Source organism: Streptomyces sp. NPDC096012 (assembly GCF_040426375.1).
Lineage (GTDB): Bacteria > Actinomycetota > Actinomycetes > Streptomycetales > Streptomycetaceae > Streptomyces.
This window is the reverse complement of the sequence record NZ_JBEOTD010000015.1, coordinates 1-16,591: the sequence shown is the minus strand read 5'-3', so window position 1 is coordinate 16,591 and position 16,591 is coordinate 1. Positions and strand designations below refer to the sequence as shown.

The window sequence follows — 16,591 nt, the reverse complement described above, 5'->3', positions numbered from 1 at the left end:
GCGCACGCCCGTCGTTCCGGCTCTTGCCGGCCCGGCCGCGACGACTCGTGTCTACGGGCGTCCGGCGTCCAGCCGGACGGTTATGTGGCGGTGCAGTTCTTGCGCCACCTCCAGGGGACTCTTTTGGCAGTCGAGCACGAGCTTGTCCGGGCCCAGGGCCGGATCCCGACCGAAGTATTCGACGTGGGCGGACACATCTCGCTCGGCCTCGGCGATCGAGACCGGCCGGTCCGCCCTGCTGGAGTCGCAGGTGCGTCGGGCCAGGAGCACGTCTGCGGGCGCGACGAGAAGGACGTGCAGGTCGAACCGTGCGAGGACCTCTGGACGCTGTATGCGCGGATCAACTTCTCGGAGGTCGAGGTAGTGGAGATCGACGATGACGACGGTGTCGCGGTTCGCGAGCAGCCGTGACTCCAGCCGGTCGCTTGCCCGCGCACGGATCCGGGCCCGGTCCGCGGCGGGCAGCGACCGGAAGTCGGGAGGAAACCGGTCGCCGACGGAGAGGGTCTCGTAGTCGGGCCGTCGGTCCGCCAGCAGGCGCAGGGCCGTCGACTTTCCGATGCCCTGAGGGCCGCCGATCGCAACGCTCAGCCCGGACAACTGCTCGGCCTGCCCGGGCTCACGCGGATCTCGCCTCTTCACCGCGGCCCTGCGCCACCTGGGCCAGGGTGCGGGCAAGGCCGTCGAGCGCGAGGTCCGCCTCGGCCTGGCTGAGGACGAGGCTGGGTTTCACGAACAGGGCGGTGCCCGCCTGCCGCACGTAGACACCGTTGGTGAGGCAATTCCTGGCCACCATGGACGCGACCGCCTCGGACGGCCTGCCGTGTTCGTCCAGCATCACCAGCCCGCGCACCAGCCCCGTTCCGGTCGACGCACCGACAACACCGGGGAAACGGCGGCGCAGTTCGAGGAACAGCGATTCGACCAGAGCCACGGTGCGGTCGTAGGCGGTGTCCAGCAGGCCCACGCGAAGCTCCGTGGCCAGTTCGTCCGGCAACCACTCGGGCAGGGCGCCCACATCCTCGGGCTCCACTCCCAGGAGCCGGTCGAGCACCGCGTCGATCGCGACGAGGGACATCATGTCCGCGGCATTGGACTTCCCCGCGAACGGCCCGTCGACCGCACTGAAATTCCTCCTGGCCACCATGATCGCGAGGGATCCGTGGCCGGAGGTCAGTCCCTTGCTCATCGTGGCGATGTCCGGGCACACCCCGCTGTTCTCCGCGAAGCTGATGGTCCCTGTGTATCCGAAGCCGTTGTGGATCTCGTCGAAGATGAGGCAGATCGATTTGCGCGTACAGACGTCGCGCAGCCGCCGGAGGAATTCGAGCGGAACGGCGTGCACGGAATTGCGCCACTGGATCGGTTCGATGATCACGGCGAAGTACTCCTCGCCGTCACGCTCCAGGGCATCGAGCGTGGCCAGCGACTCGGCACTCGGAGAGCCGCCCTCCTCGCCTCCGGGGGAGGGGAAGAAGGTCACGTTGTCCGCGCTTTCGACAAGCAGCCGTCCGGAGCCGTGCTGAGGTTGGTGCTCGCTGATGAGGCTCGCCGTCAGGTTCTCGCCATGGTATGAACCCAGGAACGTCCCCAGCCTGCGTCGACCGGGCGACTCGCGTGCCGCGTTCCACGCCGCGTGCAGAGCCAGCTCGACCGCGTCCGACCCGTTGCACTGCCGCATGTTGACGACGTAGTCACCGGGTTCGCCCAGTTTGTCGAAGCACTTCAGAATCCGGCGGGCGACTCTGTAGTACATGTCGCATCCCAGACGGATCGTGACGTGGTGCGGGCTTCGGGACAACACGTAGGTCAACTGCTTGAGTTTCACCCACGGATCGTTGATCCCCAGCACGGTGAGAATGGTGCAGAGATCGATCAGCTTCTGCCCGTCCCCGGTGTCCACGAGGGTCGTGTCGAGCGTGGCCCCGAGTCCACCGGTGACCCACACGTCTCGTGGCCAGGAGCCGCCCTCGGTGAAGAGATCGGCGTTTCTCGCGATCAGTTCCCGGGGATTTCCCTCAGCATTCGGCAGATGGGGGTCAAGACAAGAGCCGCTGAATGCCTCGGCGAACCTGCGGATCGGGTTCAACGTCTCGAGATGGAACAACGAGCTCTCGTTGTCGGGCATGTGACGGTTCTAGCACATGCCCGCAGAACCGGCGAGAGGACTGGAAGCGCCACTCAGGTGTGCGCGGTACGGTACGGCCCGGCCCGGCACGTGGCGAGGTGTTCCGCCGTGTCCGGAGGTCTACCGGCCCTGGGTCGGTGGACGCAGGACCGCGGCGCTCGCCCGCAGGAGTGCGGACACGGGCTGCCCGATCCACCGGGAGAGGTCGCTCGGCAGCGCGGGGCCCACTTCGATGACCACCTTGACGTACCGGGTGTCCAGCGGCGTGACCTTGGTGGGGGTGGGTGTCGTGGTGTCCGGACGGCGCTGGAGCGCGGCCCGGTAGGTGTCCTTGCGCTGGTTCACACCGTGTCCTGACGTTTGATGAGTTCCTCCGCGAGGTCCATGTAGGCCGTGCCCCTCACCTCGACGGGACTTCCGAACGACTGGGCGTACAGGTCGAGCCGCGGGATGTGCGTGGACAGCACGTCGAAGCCCCGCTCGGTGAGCGCCTCACGGGCATCGGCGTCGGGGCCGGTACGCGTGGCGTCGGGACGGTTCGTGCGGTTCAGCAGGACGGCGGCGCGGGCGGGCTGGGCGCGCAGGGACTGCATGTCGCCCATCTCGCGGTCGATGGGCGCCATGCGGTCCAACTCGATCGGGGCCGGTGTCACCGGCACGATCCACTCGCTCGCGTACCGCATGATGCTCCGGGCGATGTGGGCGTGGTCCTCCAGTTGCGGGGCGTCGAAGACCACGGACTGCCGGTTGTCGAGGAAGTCGTTCACCCGCAGGTGCACGTCGCCGACCGGCAGGGCGAAGACGGGGAACGGGAATCCGCCCGCCAGTTCGCTCCAGCGCAGCGCGGAGGACGCGGGATCACTGTCCACGAGCAACGGAGAGAAGCCCGATGCGTGCAGTGCGTGGGCCAACCAGACGGCGCTGGTCGTCTTTCCCACTCCGGGTTTGAGGTTCACGAAGGCATAGCTCAGCGGCACAGGAGCCGACGCTAACGGTCGCGAGCCGATGCCTGCCGTCGGCGCGGAGCCGTCGTGTGTGGTTCACCCGGGGGCACCAGTGAATCAGTCCCTTGGGCTAGTCGGCCCGGCGTACCCGACCGCCCCGGCCGGCCATCGTGACCACGACGACCGGGGCCGTCGCCGGCCGTGGGTCTGTCCGTGTTGCGCGCGCCCGTCCACTCCACGTCCTCCGGCCTCCTCGCCGTCGGGGTCTGTGGCCGCCGGGGCTTCTCCACAAGACTTATCTGTCCGGATGTGGCCGGGGGCACGGCGCTGTCGGCGGATGGCGCCCCACGCACGGGTCGGCGAAATCCTTCCCTCCGCACGCCTCACGCACCGCAGAATGGCAACCACCGGTGATCTGCGGACAAGAGGACGTGGCAGCCATGAGTGAGGACCACGCGTACCGCTGGGAGCCGCGTTGCCCCGAAGAGGCGCAACTGAGGGACCTGCGGGCATCGGAGTTCTGGCGGCTGCCCGAACTCGAGGAGGAGGCGCGGCGGATCTGGGAGGAGCTCCTGCACCAGGAGGACCTGGACGCCGCCGGCTTCCTGATGCGGTACCTGGACGTGCTCGCCGAGTACGCGGGAGCCATGGCCGTACAGGAACGGTACCTGAGTGCTCGGCGGGACGGGCTGCGCGACGCCGTGGCGCGTCCCGTGCCGGGCGCGGCGCTGGAGCTCGATCATCGCAGCCCCCCACCGTCCACGACGGCGCCTGACGGTCCGGAGCCGACCTCGCAGCGCTTCCTCAACGTCGCCGTCGTATGGCCGCTCTCCCGGTCGACGGTGCCCGACGACCGGGTGCTCGCCCCGGGGCAGGTCTACGAACTCCGGGTGGACGTCGGCGCGCTGGCGGCCGACAGCCTGCTCGCTCCGCAGGCCACGCCCTTCCCCGACGGCCTGCTCGACCACAGCGACGACGGCGGGCGCGGCGACTGGCTCGAAGTCACCGTGCTCAGCGACGACTTCACGGTCGGCTCCCGGCGGCACGCGGTCTTCCTGCCCCGCGTCGGGAACAGCTGGGTCTGCCCCTGCGACCCGGCGGACCGGCACACCTGTGAGTGGGTGCACCGGGGCCGGCACCTGTACATCCCCTTCACCACGCCGGACGAACAGGGGCCGGCCCGGCTGCGGATGTTCGTGTCCCACCGCGGCAACCAGGTGCAGACGGCCACCCTCACCGCGCGCGTCGGCGCCCGGGAGGGCTCGGGCGGATTCACCACGGCGGCGGTCGACTACACGCTGACGGCCGGTTTCGCCGAACTCGGCGACCTGCCCGAGCGGACGGCGGCGATCTGTGTCGGCCGGGGACCGCACGAGATGATGAGCGTCGACGTCCACGGTCAGGGCGCGGTCACCACCTTCTGGCTGAGCGAGCACCAGGTGCTCGGCGCGCTGCGGCGCGCCCGCGACGCTCTGCTCGGCCTCCACGTCGTCCGGACCGGAAAGGCCGTACTGAACCGGCTCGACGGGAACAACGGCAAGCCCACCGGCGAACTCCTCGATGATCTGGCGACGCTCGCCCTGCTGGGCTGGGACCTCTTCCTCCTGCTCGCCCGCAGCCGGCCGGAACGCGAGGCGCTCAGACGCGTGCTGAGCAGGCCGGCCGAGATCCAGGTCTGCCGGCAGGAACTGCAGAACCTCGTCTACCCCTGGGGGCTGCTGTACGACATCCCCCTGGACAGCCAGGAACGACCGAGGCCCTGCCGCGCCGGCTGGGCAGAGGTCCAGCGCGACCCCATGGCCCGCTCCTGCCCCGCGGAGGACGGCCACACCCTCAACTCACTGTGCCCCTTCGGCTTCTGGGGGTTCCGCCACTTCATCGAGCAGCCTCCGTCGGTCAGGCCCGGGAAGCGCCTGCGGCTGTGGGCGGGCCGCAGGGGAGAGGCCCCCGCACTCACCGTGGGCCGCAGCCATTCCCTCGACCGTCCCCTGATGGACCGCCATCTGACGGCCCTGCGGGGCCACTTCGGGCACGGCGGGGTGCTCGAGTGCGACCGGCGCGACACTCTGCGCAAGGCCCTGACCGACACCGCCGGGGCCTGTGTGTACTTCTACGGCCATGGGCGCCGCCCGGATCCCGCGACGGAGGCCCCCGGCACCACCGTGCTGGAGATCGGCCACGGCGACCGCATCGCACCACGCGACCTCGCCGCCTGGGCCGACGACTGCGCCTGGGAGCGGCTGGAGAGTGCGGCCCCCCTCGTCTTCCTCAACGGGTGCCACACAGTGGACAGCGACCCCGCGTCCTGGCTGACGCTCGTCGAAGCCTTCAGCGGGTTCAGCGCCAGCGGGGTCGTCGGCACGGAGATCAGCGTCGACCAGGAACTGGCGAACGAGATCGGCGAGCGGTTCTGGGCACTCCTCCTGGCCGGGGAGGCGGTCGGCCCGGCCCTGCACCGGGTCAGGATGGCACTGCTGCGCAAGGGGAACGCCCTCGGTCTGGCGTACACGGCCTACTGCTCCGCGGCGTTGAGACTGCGCGCGGCGCCCTGAGCCGGGGGCGGGAGGCCGACGCTCACACGTCGCCCATCCAGTTCGCCGTCCGGTGCGTGGGGTTGCCGTCCGCCGCGGCCTCGGCGGGCGTCGCCGCGGCCTCTGCCTGGGCCGCGCTCTTCTTCCGCTCCGAGCGCTCCAACACGTAGGCCACGAGGAGATAGGCGAAGAACCCGGCCGCCAGTCCGATGCCGTAGGCGGCGAAGAGGTCCGGTTCGGCGAACCGGGCATTGACGACCGCGCCCCCGCCCAAGGCCGCGATCACCGTCACGAGATCGGCGAGCCGGGGCTTGTCGGCGGTCCGCCGCAACGTCCGGTAGGCGATCCATCCGATGACCAGACCGAACGCCCCTGAGCCCCAGAGACTGAGCGTCGTGACCGGCTGCATTCCCGCTCCCTCCCACCCCACCGCCGCCGCCTGAGACGGCACGCGACTCAAGGTACCGCCGATCGCGGGCCGGTCCGGGCCGCGCGGCGGATCCGTGCCGGCTTGCCCGCCGGAGTCGTGCCTGTGTGTCGGGGAGGCGCCGTACGTGCCCCGGGACTTCCGCCGCACACCGAACGAGGTGCGTTCGCCCTGCACGCTGCCGGTCCTCGCACCCGCCCGCCCGTCTGGAGAGCGCCCCGGCCCCCGCCCCGGTGGCGTGAGCCGGGGCCGGGCTCAGGACCGGAGCGCCGCCAGGACCCGGTCCCGGACGTCCGCGGTCAGGACCTCGTGCATCCCGCCGAGGTAGAAGTGCCCGCCGGGAAAGGAGCGGACCTCCGCCGTCGCCCGGGTGCACCGCTGCCACTCGTGCACGGCCGCCGCGGTGACCGCCGGGTCCTCCCGCCCGTAGTAGGCGACGATCGGGCAGTCCAGCGCTTCGTCACCGGCCAGCGGACGGTAGGTGTCGATGAGCCGGTAGTCCGCGCGGACGGCGGGCATGACGAGGGCGCGCAGCTCCTCGTCGGCCAGCACCTCCGGGTCGGTACCGCCCTGTTCGAGGAGGTGCGCCACCAGATCGGGCTCCTCCAGCAGGTGCCGGGTCCGCGCCGGAACGCGGTGCGGAGCCACCATGCCCGAGACGAACAGGCACACCGGCCGGACCCCGTACCGCGCATGGAGCAGGCGAGCGGCCTCGTAACCCACCACCGCGCCCATGCTGTGCCCGAACACCGCCAGCGGCCGGCCGGCCAGGGGCGCGAGGGCCGCACTCACCTCTTCGGCCAGCTCGGCCATGTCGGTCGCGGGAGGTTCGCCCAGCCGGTCCTGACGCCCCGGGTAGCACACCGACACCACGTCGAGCGTGGGAGACAGCAACCCGGGCCAGTCCCGGTAGAAGGCCGGCGCGCCGCCCGCGTGCGGAAGGCAGACCAACGTGGCCTCGGCCGCCGGCGGTTCCGGGCCGAGACGGCGCAGCCAGGCGCCCCGCCCCGCCGGCCTGGACGTAGGCCCGCTCACGAGGGACTCCCGCCGGTGCACGAGGGCCGCGCCCGGCGGTCGCCCGGCGGACTCGCCGCTTCCGGTCGGGTCCGCCGGCGGGCGAAGTGCACGAGCGGCGCCCCGCCGTCGTCCGTCCGCGCGTGGAGGACCCGGCCGACCGCCGGCGGGTGGTCGGCGAGGGGCACGTACCGGGTGACCTCGCACACGGCCCCGGCGACCGCCCCGGCGAGCGGCGGCGCACCGCATCGTCCGTCGTGGGCCACGCCGGCGAACCGCCGCGCCGCGGGCAGCCGCGCGAACCGGTCGGCCGGTGACCGCGGTTCCCGGGGCAGCACGCTGACGCCGAACCGGCCCGCGGTGCGGACACGGGCCGGCGTCCCGCCGTTTCCGGCCGGCGAGACGAGCAGGGCCGGCGGCCGGTCGGTCAGGGACGGCACGGCCGTGGCTGTACAGCCCACCGGGTCGCCGTCGGCGCAGGCGACGACCGTGACGCTGCCGGCGTAGCGGGTCGTCGTCTCGCGGAACACATCGGGAGGCACCGGATCGGCGGTCCCGGCCGCGGCGGCCGGGGGACCGTGGGTGATGGCTGTCATGAGTGGGTCTTCCTCCATACGGGTGGCGGCCTCATCGAGGGTGCCGGACGGACACCCCGGAAGATACGGGAGGCGGAAGCGGGACGGGCGCCGGCGGGGAGCGGCCGGGCGCAACGGAAGTGTCGGGGTGTCAGTGGGCGCGGTGGTCCGCTGTGCGGGCGGGCCGTTCCCCGGCGCCCCCACTCGGCGGTGGTCGCGCCGGCCGTCTCGCCCCCGTCGATGACCGGTTCCCGACCCGTGAGCCTGTCAAGTGGGAGACGGGTGGGAGGAGTTCGGACGGCGGGATCAGTGTGGGAGCCGGGCGCCGGCGGGGGAGGCGCGCGGGGTGGTCCCGCGCGGGTCGCTGCCGACGATCGCGCGCTTGAGTCGGCGGGTGGCCCCGTCGTGGGCGGCCCGCCGTTGCCGGGACGGCTGTGGGGCGGGCCTTCCGGGGCGCCTCGCACCTCGCGCACGTGTCAGGACGGGTGCGTGCCCACTCTCCACGTGGGGTCAGCCGGCGTGCACGTTCTCGCGCTCAAGCGCCCGGATGACACCGTAGTCCGCCTCGACGGCCGCGGGCTCCTCGCTGCTGAGGACGACCTCGGCGCACCCGGCCGCATCGGCGGTCCGGGCGTGGGCCGCCGGCTCCGGGCCGACCGCGACCACCGTCGGCAGCCGGCGCAGGACGTGCCCGAGACGCGGGTCCGCGGCGTCGCCGCTCCGGCGCAGGTGCACCCGGACGATCCGGTGACGGGCCGCGTCGGCGGCGAGCGGAACGGGCAGGGGCGGAAGCGAGGTGTCCAGCACGTCCGCCACGCGGTCGTAGCCGGTCGCCACGCGCAGCGCCTCGTCGGCCGCCGAGATCCCGGGCACCGCCAGCGCCGAGACGAGGAGCGGACCCCGGCGCTCGTCGTGGGCGACGCGAGCGGTCACGGGACCGCGGATCACCCCGAGAGAGTCGAGCACCCGCGACATGTACGCCGACAGGGCGCGCACCACCGGATTGTGACGGTTCATCAGATCCGTGCGGTCGAGCGACCGGTCGCCGGAGCGCGTCTCGGCCCACACGTCGGTGACGACGTGCTCCGGCTGCCCGTCCGGCCCCGGACGGCTGACACTGTTGACGACGAACTGCCGGGCGGGCAGCTGCTCGGTGAGGACCAGGTGGGCGTCGCCGGAGTGCCGGGCGGCCGCTTCCCTCATGACCGGCCAGGTGGTGTTGATCTGTCTCTCGCCGGCGCAGGCCACCGGCTCGACCGGTATGCCGGCCGCGGCGGGTGCCAGCAGATAGCCGGGGAGGGGGCAGGCCTCGGCCCAGGCCAGGACCTCGGCGAGATCCGTGCTGCGAACACCACGCGGTGCCGGTACGCCGACACGCGCCAGGGTGGCCGCCTGTGCCCCACGGTCGCTGCGCAACCGGGAGGTCTCGGGATCACCTTGGGGCAGGCCCAGATGCCAGGCGATCCGGTCCGCCAGCCCGACGCCCGCCGCGCTCCCGGCGACGACGGCCGACACGCCCAGCCCACGCAGCGCTTTCACCGTCTGCCGCAGCGATCCGCGATGCTCCACCGACTCCGCGGGGCCGCCGGCCCCGCGCCTCGGAGCGAACACCGAGGGATGGCGCCCGGCCTCCGGCTCGACGGTCACGGTGCGCCGGCCGTGCCGTGCGAAGGCTTCCGCCTGGGCGCGGCTGCCGGAGGGGGCGACGATCGCCACGGCACCGGCGTCGGCAGCCGGCCGGTGCGCGACGACGGGTGCGGCGGAGGTGAAGGCCATGAGAACGGGCTCCGGGGCGGGAAGAAGGGGCAGGGCGATGGATGGCCGTGGGTCCGGGCGTCGACCGGCTACGACCAGATGCGCGCTCTTCCCCGCCAGTCGGCCTGGGGGTCGGCCGGCCTGCCGGGTGGTGCCGTGAGTGGCGGCTTCGCGGGCGCAGCGGGAAGGCAGGGATCGGGCCACGGCGTGTGCCGCGTACCGGGCGCCGGTGCCGGGGGTGCCGTGAGCTCGTCCGGGCAGAGGCCGCCGGGGTGACCGGGCCGGCGCACGGCCGTGGCGGTCGACGCGGCGGAGGTGCCCCGGTCGACGAGTGCCGGCATGGCCGCCGGGGCGCCGACGCCTCCACCGAGGAGCACCGGCACGGCCGTCGTGGCGGGTGACGGGGTCTGGTTGCGTACGCACCGACGGCGGGAAGGAGGGGAAAGCGCCACGACGGCCTCCGGCATGAGGTGCTGGGAACTCCGGCGCGGGGCGTGCCGGCCCGGGCCCGCGAGAGCGGACGACGAGCGGCCCGTCCCGCGCCCGGCGTGCCGCTGCACGCTCTGGGAGCACCCGAGGGCTGGTTGTTCGGACTGTGGTGGTGCGGCGCCGGCCGCCGGCGCGAGGTGCGCGGAGACCGTCACACGGCGAGGGCTCCCGCCGTCCGGGGCGTCGCAGGGTCCGGCAGGCCCGTGCGGGCCCGGCTCGGCACCGACTTCGGCACGTGGTCGTTCATCCGCTGTCCTCCGCCCGTCCCCGTACGCCTCCCGGAGCACCCGAGTGCCCCCTCCCGGGGCCGGCCCCCGGTTCCCCGCGGGTGCCGCGGGGAAAGTGTCCGGCCGGGTGAGGCGGCATCACTATGTCTCTCTGAAAAGACAATTGCAACCCATGGATTCCCCTTCTCATCTCGCGAGAAGTTCTGGGTTGAACCTTCTCGCCGAGTGAGAAAAGGGCGGCCGTTTCTCACCTCGTGAGAAAGGTGTAGGAGGCAAGATGCCCAGGTCGGAGCCGTTGCGGGGATGCCCTAGCCTGTCGTCGTACACACACCCGTATCGATAGGAGCACCGTGCGCGCCATTGTCATGAGGGAATTCGGCGGCCCCGAGGTTCTGGAACTCGAGGACATTCCCGACCCCGAGCCCGGGCCCGGCCAGACTCTGCTGGACGTGCGGCTGGCGGGCGTCAACTACGCGGATGTCCATGTTCGCGGAAACACCTACCTCGCACCCGTCGAGCTGCCGTACGTCCCCGGCAACGAGGTCGTCGGCACCACCCCGGACGGCAGGCGTGTCGTCGCGCTGACCCAGGGTGGCGGCTACGCCCAGAAGGCGGCCGTCCACCGCAGACTGCAGTGGGAGGTCCCCGACGAGATCACCGACGAACAGGCGGTCCCGCTGGCCCTGCAGGGGAACAGCGCGTACCACCTGCTCTTCACGGTCGCCCACGTCACCAAGGGCCAGAGTGTCGTGATTCCCGCGGCGGCCGGCGGCGTCGGCTCGCTGGCCGTCCAACTGGCGCACCGGGCGGGCGCCCGGGTCATCGCGCTCGCCGGTACGGCCGAGAAGCGCCGGCTCGCCCTGGACCTCGGGGCGGCGGCGGCCGTCGACTCCTCCGACGAGGACGGTCTGACGGAGCGGATCCTCGACGCGGCGGGCGGACCCGTGGACGCCGCCCTGGAGATGACCGGCGGCAGGACACTGCTGCAGACCCTCGACGCGGTGGGCCCGCGCGGCCGCCTCGTCGTGTACGGGTTCGCCGGCGGGCACCTGGCCGACATCCCCGTGCACACCCTGCTCCAGAGGTCCGTCACCGTCTCCGGTTTCTGGCTCCCGCACCTGTACACCGACCGGACGCTCCCGCTGGCCGCCTCCATGAGGCAGCTCTTCGACGCCGTCGGCAACGGCTCGCTGAAGATCGTGACGGGCGGGACCTATCCGCTCGCCGACGCCGCAAAGGTGCACCATGTGCTCAACAGCCGTACGGGCATGGGCAAGTTCAGCCTCGATACCGCCACGTAATAATCTGACGCCTGACCGTACGCGGTGAGGCCAGCGCCGTGTACCCCCGTGCTCCAGGAGGAGACGCGGACACAGTGGAGGGGATACGGCTGATGAGTGGACAGCGTGGAACCGGGACCAGCTACGCAGACCGCTTCATGCGGGTGCAGCAGGCGTTCATCACGCTGGGCCCCGGTGCCCATCGGCTGTCCGAGATCGCCAAGACCGCAGACCTCGACGACTCCACCACCGGCCGCATGCTCACCGCCGGCACCTACAACAGCACCTTCGTCCGCGTCGACCGGGGCCTGTACCAACTCGGCAGTACCGTCGCCGACCTGGGCCTGCACGCCCTGTCCGAGGACAACCTCTCCGGCGGGGAGGCCGCCCACGTCCTGCAGGACCTGCGCACGGCGACCGACAGCGGCCTGGTCTTCCTGTACATGAGGGCCCCGTTCGGTACAGCGGGCAGGCAGTGCCTGGACATGGCGGTGGGGGATTCCGATCTCGTCGAGCTCGGGATGACGCCGCGCGACGTCCTCTCGGTCACCCGGTCGCTGCGCACCGGCGCCTCGGGCCGGACGATCCTCGCCTACCTTCCGGAACAGATCCAGCGGCGGGTGGCCGCCGATCCGGTCCCGGAGGAAGCCGGTCCCGGCGTGATGCGCGACGGCGACGAACTGCTCGCCTCCCTCGCCGACATCCGTGACCAGGGCTACGCCCTGGGCTACGAGGAGTGCATGGCGAAGTGGAACTCCATCGCCGCGCCCGTCATCTGGGACGGCGCGATATGGGGCGCGGTGCTGCTCCTCAAGCCCATGGACATCATGCCGGAGGCTCCCCGGCACTACGTCCACGCCACCATCACGGCGGCCGCCCGGCTGAGCCGGCTCGGCGGGGCCTGGCCCGCCGACTGACCGCGCACGGGGTGAGACGCACGGCGCGCTGATGGACGGCGGTTCTCGGCGGGCGGGAGTCCCCTGAGCGGGTGGCTTTGCACCGGCAGGCGGCGCCCCTCCGACAAGTGGCGCCTCCCGGTGGGGCGGTGACTGTGGGTCAGATCCGGTCGGCCCGGCCCGAGCGGCGTGTCAGGTGGCCGGCCGCTGCCGGTGACCAGCCCTTGTCGGGGGCCCTGTCGGGTGGGGAACTCCCGTCGGGTGGCGAGCCGCGGCGGCCGCAGCTCCCGGACAGCCGTACGTGCCGCGGCTCCGGCCGGCCCGCGACCGGCGTCCCGGCAGGCAGAAGGGTGGGCGCCCCCCTCCGCAGGAGCGCCCACCCGTGTTTCGCTTCGCGGGTATCAGTGCCCGGCGGACTCCTCGGGACGCGCGTGGCGTGGCAGGAGGAACGCGAGCAGGAAGGTCAGCGCGAGCATGCCGTCGACGGCCCACAGCACGGTCTTCATCACGGAGCCGAAACCGCTCCGGAAGGCCGACGACGCGGTGGCCCGCAGTGCGGCGGGAACCCGGGCCGCGTCCTCGGGCGAGGTCACGGCCGACCGTGTGTCCTTCTCCAGGCGTGTGCAGGAGGGCGGGGTCGCGGCGGGGTCCTTGGCGACGGCGCGGTCCGAGGTGCACGTGCGCAGGTCCGCCACGATCCGGTCCCGGGCGGCCGGCGCGACGTGCGCGGCGGCCAGCTTCCCCCGCAGGCCGCCCGCCTGGTGGTCGACGGCCGTGGCGATGCCGCCGCCCAGCAGACCGAAGAACACCGTGCCGAGGACGGCCACGCCGAAGGCACCGCCGAGCTGCTGTATCGCCGTCATCGTGCCGGAGGCCGAACCCGTCTCGTGCTGCTCGACGCTGGCGAGGACGATGTCGAAGAACGGCGCCATGAGCAGGCCCATCCCGACGCCGGTGACGAGCAGTGACGGCAGCAGCTGCCAGGGGCCGACGCCGCCCCCCACCGTGTCCAGGGTCAGCCACACACCGAACACCCCGACCGCCATGACCACGGCGCCCGTCTGCAGTACCGCCCGGCCGAACCTGGCGACTCCCTGAGCGATCCCGAACCCGACGATCATGCCGCCCGACCAGGGCACCATGACCAGTCCCGCCTTCAACGGCGAATAACCGAGGCCGATCTGGGTGTAGAGGTTGAAGACCAGCATGAAGCCCTGCATGGCCGAGAAGAAGACGAGTCCGAGGGTCATGCCGCCGCTGAATCCACGCTTGCGGAAGAGGCTGGGGACGACCAGCGGGTCCAGGCCCGCCTTGCTGCGGCGCGACTCGTAGGTGCCGAAGGCGACGAAGACCACCACCGAGGCGGCCATCATCACGAACGTCCACGCGGGCCAGTCGTACTCACGGCCCTGGACCAGCGGGAAGATGATGAGCAGCGCGGCCAGCGACACCATGAGCATGCCGGGGATGTCGAGGCGCGGCCTGGTGCCCGACCGGCCCCTCGGCAGGTAGCGCAGGGCGCCGAGGATGGCGGCCGCGCCCAGGGGCAGGTTGATCAGGAAGATCATCCGCCAGCCGGTGCCGAAGTAGTCGGCGTCCACGAGCCAGCCCGCGAGGATCGGACCGCACACCGCGGACAGTCCCATGACCGGACCGAACAGTCCGAAGGCCTTCTGCGACTCCTTCGGCGGGAACATCTCCTTGATCATGCCGAGGCCCTGAGGCAGCATCACCGCGCCGAACAGCCCCTGTACGACACGTGCGCCGATCAGCATCCCGGGCGACACGGATATCGCGCACAGCAGCGAACCCATGGTGAAGCCGGCGGCCCCTGTCAGGAACATCCGGCGGCGCCCGTGGATGTCCCCGAGCCGCCCGCCGGTCACCAGCCCGACGGCCATGGCGAGGGTGTAGGCGGCCGCGAGCCACTGCAGCGTGGAGGCGCCGCCGCCGAGGTCGGCCCGCATGGCCGGGCCGGCGATGTTCGTGACGACCGCGTCGAGGAGGTCCATCACCTCGGCCGCGAGGATCACGAAGAGCGCAGCCCAGCGCCACCGGTAGGGCGCTGGCGAGTCGGTGGGCGTCTCGGTGGACGCGACACCTGTGGTGGACATCGGAACTCCTCGCGAAGTGGCGCGCCGCGGTGCGACCCGGCGCGGTGGGACGGATGGATACGACGGCCCGGCCGGCCGGCCGGCCCGGGCATGGGCGGAACCGCGTGCCGGACGGCCGGACAGGAGAACAGTGTTCACCTTAACAGAACAGTGCTCACCGAGAGAACGACGTTCATCAAGATATAGCGCAAGGCGAACGCTTGGACAAGATATATCGCGAGTCGCGGCTGAACGCCGCTCGCTCGAGAAGAACGCTGTTCTTCCGCTGCCTAGACTGTCGGCATGACCGACGCGGCCGCCGACACCCCCACGCCCTCTCCGCCGTCCACCCCCGCCTCTCCTCCGCCGTCCCCCTGGGAGCGGGAGCGTCCTGCTCGCGGCCGCCTCGCGCCCACGCGCGAGCCGCTCTCACGGGAGCGTGTCGTGGAGGCCGCCTTCACCGTTCTGGATCAGCAGGGTCTCGACGGGCTGTCGATGCGCCGGGTCGCGGCCGAGCTGGGAGTCGCGGTCTCCGCCCTCTACGCCCACGTCCGTTCCAAGGACGACCTGCTGGAGCTGATGTACACCCGGCTGTTCGCCGGCTTCGAGAAGCCCGAACCCGATCCCGAGCGGTGGCGCGAGCAGGTGGGGGACTACGCCCGCTCCTGGCGGCAATGCCTGCGGGCCCACCGTGACATGGCACGGATCTCCATGGCCCACGTCCCCTTCACCGCGGAACTGCTGCCGCACGTCGAGGCGTTGCTCGCCGTCTTCCGAACCGCCGGGCTGCCCGACCGCATCGCGGCGGAGGCCGGCGACCTCATCTCCACGTACATCGACGGCTTCGTCCTGGAGGAGGGTATGTGGCTCGACCGGGCGGCTCGCCACGACAGCGACAGCTCCTCCCTCGCCCGCCCCGACTGGCGCGAGATGGCCGGTGAGATGCAGGACTACTTCGCGTCCCTGCCCGCGGCGGAATTCCCCCATCTGCGCGCCCTGGCCGGTGTGATGGTGTCGGACTCCTCCGACGAGAGGTTCGACATCGGTCTGGAGATCATCCTGCGCGGCCTGGCGAGCTACCTGCCGGACCCGGCACCCGGCACGCGTCCCGAGACCGGTCCGACTCCGGGCACCCCCTGATCCCCGGGACGTCCACCGCCTGGGAGCGCCCCCCACCCTCGGCCTTCGTGCCGGTCGGGTGTGTCCTCGGCCGGAGCGCCGATCAGCCGGAGGGCCGACGAGGGCGTTCCGGACCGTTGACGCGCAGCGGAGACGGGCTCTGCCTGCCGTCGCGCCGTACGACACGGAGGAGTCCTAGGTCCGACGACTGATCACAAAGTTTCGTACTTGCTGTTAGCGTGCAGCTGCATGCAACTCGCAATAACGTCGGAGGACGTTGGACATGGCGCTTTACACGCTCCCGGAGCTTCCCTACGACTACGCGGCGCTCGCCCCCGTGATCAGCCCCGAGATCATCGAGCTGCACCACGACAAGCACCACGCGGCGTACGTGAAGGGCGCGAACGACACCCTGGAGCAGCTCGCCGGGGCACGCGACAAGGGATCGTGGGGCTCGGTCAACGGCCTGGAGAAGAACCTGGCCTTCCACCTCTCCGGGCACATCCTGCACTCGATCTACTGGCAGAACATGACCGGCCCGAAGGACGGTGGCGGCGAGCCGCTGGCCGCCGACGGCGTGGGCGACCTGGCCGACGCGATCACCGAGTCCTTCGGCACCTTCGCCGGTTTCAAGGCCCAGCTGTCCAAGGCCGCGGCCACCACCCAGGGTTCGGGCTGGGGCGTCCTCGCCTACGAGCCGCTCAGCGGCCGCCTGATCGTGGAGCAGGTCTACGACCACCAGGGCAACGTGGGCCAGGGCTCCACCCCGATCCTGGTCTTCGACGCCTGGGAGCACGCCTTCTACCTGCAGTACAAGAACCAGAAGGTGGACTTCGTCGAGGCCATGTGGGGGGTCGTCAACTGGCAGGACGTGGCCAGGCGTTACGCCGCCGCCAAGGAGCGCGGCGACAGCCTCCTCCTGCGCCCCTGACGGCACGGTGACCCGGACGTCCTGCTCGTGACCGTCTTCCCACCCTTCGCGGCAGGTGCACGACGAGGGGCTCCCGACCGCGACCCGCCGTCGGGAGCCCCTCGTCGTGCGCCGGAGGCGAGGACCGGCGGCCGGCCCGGGCGCCGGGGGCCGGGCGGGCGGGCGCGGGGTTCCCGGGGGCG

At 71.9% G+C, this 16,591-nt stretch carries 14 protein-coding genes; 5 read left to right on the top strand and 9 right to left on the bottom strand.

Annotation, left to right across the window (positions count from 1 at the left end; genetic code table 11):
* Nucleotides 1-51: 51 nt before the first annotated feature.
* The 4 genes from ABVB68_RS16910 to ABVB68_RS16895 all read right to left on the bottom strand — a co-directional run bounded on the left by ABVB68_RS16910 (nt 52) and on the right by ABVB68_RS16895 (nt 3,105).
* Nucleotides 52-642 (bottom strand): hypothetical protein, encoded by a 591-nt coding sequence (locus ABVB68_RS16910; protein WP_353601857.1) that lies wholly within the window; start codon nt 640-642, stop codon nt 52-54.
* Nucleotides 620-2,128 (bottom strand): aminotransferase class III-fold pyridoxal phosphate-dependent enzyme, encoded by a 1,509-nt coding sequence (locus tag ABVB68_RS16905; protein ID WP_353601856.1) that lies wholly within the window; start codon nt 2,126-2,128, stop codon nt 620-622. The genes ABVB68_RS16910 and ABVB68_RS16905 overlap by 23 nt, the downstream gene beginning before the upstream one ends.
* A gap of 120 nt (nt 2,129-2,248) precedes the next feature.
* Complete coding sequence (locus ABVB68_RS16900) at nt 2,249-2,473, bottom strand: hypothetical protein (protein WP_353601855.1); 225 nt, start codon at nt 2,471-2,473, stop codon at nt 2,249-2,251.
* Nucleotides 2,470-3,105: a nucleotide-binding protein gene (locus ABVB68_RS16895; protein ID WP_353601854.1), complete on the bottom strand. Its 636-nt coding sequence runs from the start codon at nt 3,103-3,105 to the stop codon at nt 2,470-2,472. The genes ABVB68_RS16900 and ABVB68_RS16895 overlap by 4 nt, the downstream gene beginning before the upstream one ends.
* Before the next feature lie 407 nt (nt 3,106-3,512).
* On the opposite strand from ABVB68_RS16895, the gene ABVB68_RS16890 reads away from it, so the two are divergent.
* Nucleotides 3,513-5,624: a CHAT domain-containing protein gene (locus ABVB68_RS16890; protein WP_353601853.1), complete on the top strand. Its 2,112-nt coding sequence runs from the start codon at nt 3,513-3,515 to the stop codon at nt 5,622-5,624.
* A 22-nt stretch (nt 5,625-5,646) separates the two neighbouring features.
* Here ABVB68_RS16890 and ABVB68_RS16885 read toward each other — a convergent pair whose 3' ends face one another.
* The 4 genes from ABVB68_RS16885 to ABVB68_RS16870 form a co-directional block, all read right to left on the bottom strand.
* On the bottom strand, nt 5,647-6,012 hold the full coding sequence (locus ABVB68_RS16885; RefSeq protein ID WP_353601852.1) for a hypothetical protein: 366 nt from the start codon (nt 6,010-6,012) through the stop codon (nt 5,647-5,649).
* A 273-nt stretch (nt 6,013-6,285) separates the two neighbouring features.
* Complete coding sequence (locus ABVB68_RS16880) at nt 6,286-7,065, bottom strand: thioesterase II family protein (protein ID WP_353601851.1); 780 nt, start codon at nt 7,063-7,065, stop codon at nt 6,286-6,288.
* A complete protein-coding gene (locus tag ABVB68_RS16875; protein ID WP_353601850.1) occupies nt 7,062-7,640 on the bottom strand; it encodes a flavin reductase family protein in 579 nt (192 codons plus the stop codon). Before ABVB68_RS16875 ends, ABVB68_RS16880 begins: the two co-directional genes overlap by 4 nt.
* Nucleotides 7,641-8,129: 489 nt before the next feature.
* A complete protein-coding gene (locus ABVB68_RS16870) occupies nt 8,130-9,395 on the bottom strand; it encodes a hypothetical protein (protein WP_353601849.1) in 1,266 nt (421 codons plus the stop codon).
* 1,045 nt (nt 9,396-10,440) lie between these two features.
* On the opposite strand from ABVB68_RS16870, the gene ABVB68_RS16865 reads away from it, so the two are divergent.
* On the top strand, nt 10,441-11,391 hold the full coding sequence (locus ABVB68_RS16865) for a quinone oxidoreductase family protein (RefSeq protein ID WP_353601848.1): 951 nt from the start codon (nt 10,441-10,443) through the stop codon (nt 11,389-11,391).
* Between the two features lie 92 nt (nt 11,392-11,483).
* The gene (locus tag ABVB68_RS16860) at nt 11,484-12,287 is read left to right on the top strand and encodes an IclR family transcriptional regulator domain-containing protein (protein WP_353601847.1); all 804 of its coding nucleotides are present in this window, start codon (nt 11,484-11,486) and stop codon (nt 12,285-12,287) included.
* Between the two features lie 380 nt (nt 12,288-12,667).
* On the opposite strand, the gene ABVB68_RS16855 is transcribed toward ABVB68_RS16860, so the two are convergent.
* A complete protein-coding gene (locus ABVB68_RS16855; protein ID WP_353601846.1) occupies nt 12,668-14,380 on the bottom strand; it encodes an MFS transporter in 1,713 nt (570 codons plus the stop codon).
* Between the two features lie 282 nt (nt 14,381-14,662).
* Between ABVB68_RS16855 and ABVB68_RS16850 the strand changes: the two genes are divergently transcribed.
* Both ABVB68_RS16850 and ABVB68_RS16845 read left to right on the top strand, forming a co-directional pair.
* Nucleotides 14,663-15,499: a TetR/AcrR family transcriptional regulator gene (locus ABVB68_RS16850; RefSeq protein ID WP_353601845.1), complete on the top strand. Its 837-nt coding sequence runs from the start codon at nt 14,663-14,665 to the stop codon at nt 15,497-15,499.
* A gap of 262 nt (nt 15,500-15,761) precedes the next feature.
* Nucleotides 15,762-16,409 carry a superoxide dismutase gene (locus ABVB68_RS16845; RefSeq protein ID WP_353601844.1) on the top strand — a complete coding sequence of 216 codons (648 nt, stop codon included), beginning with the start codon at nt 15,762-15,764 and terminating at the stop codon, nt 16,407-16,409.
* The last annotated feature ends 182 nt before the right edge of the window (nt 16,410-16,591 follow it).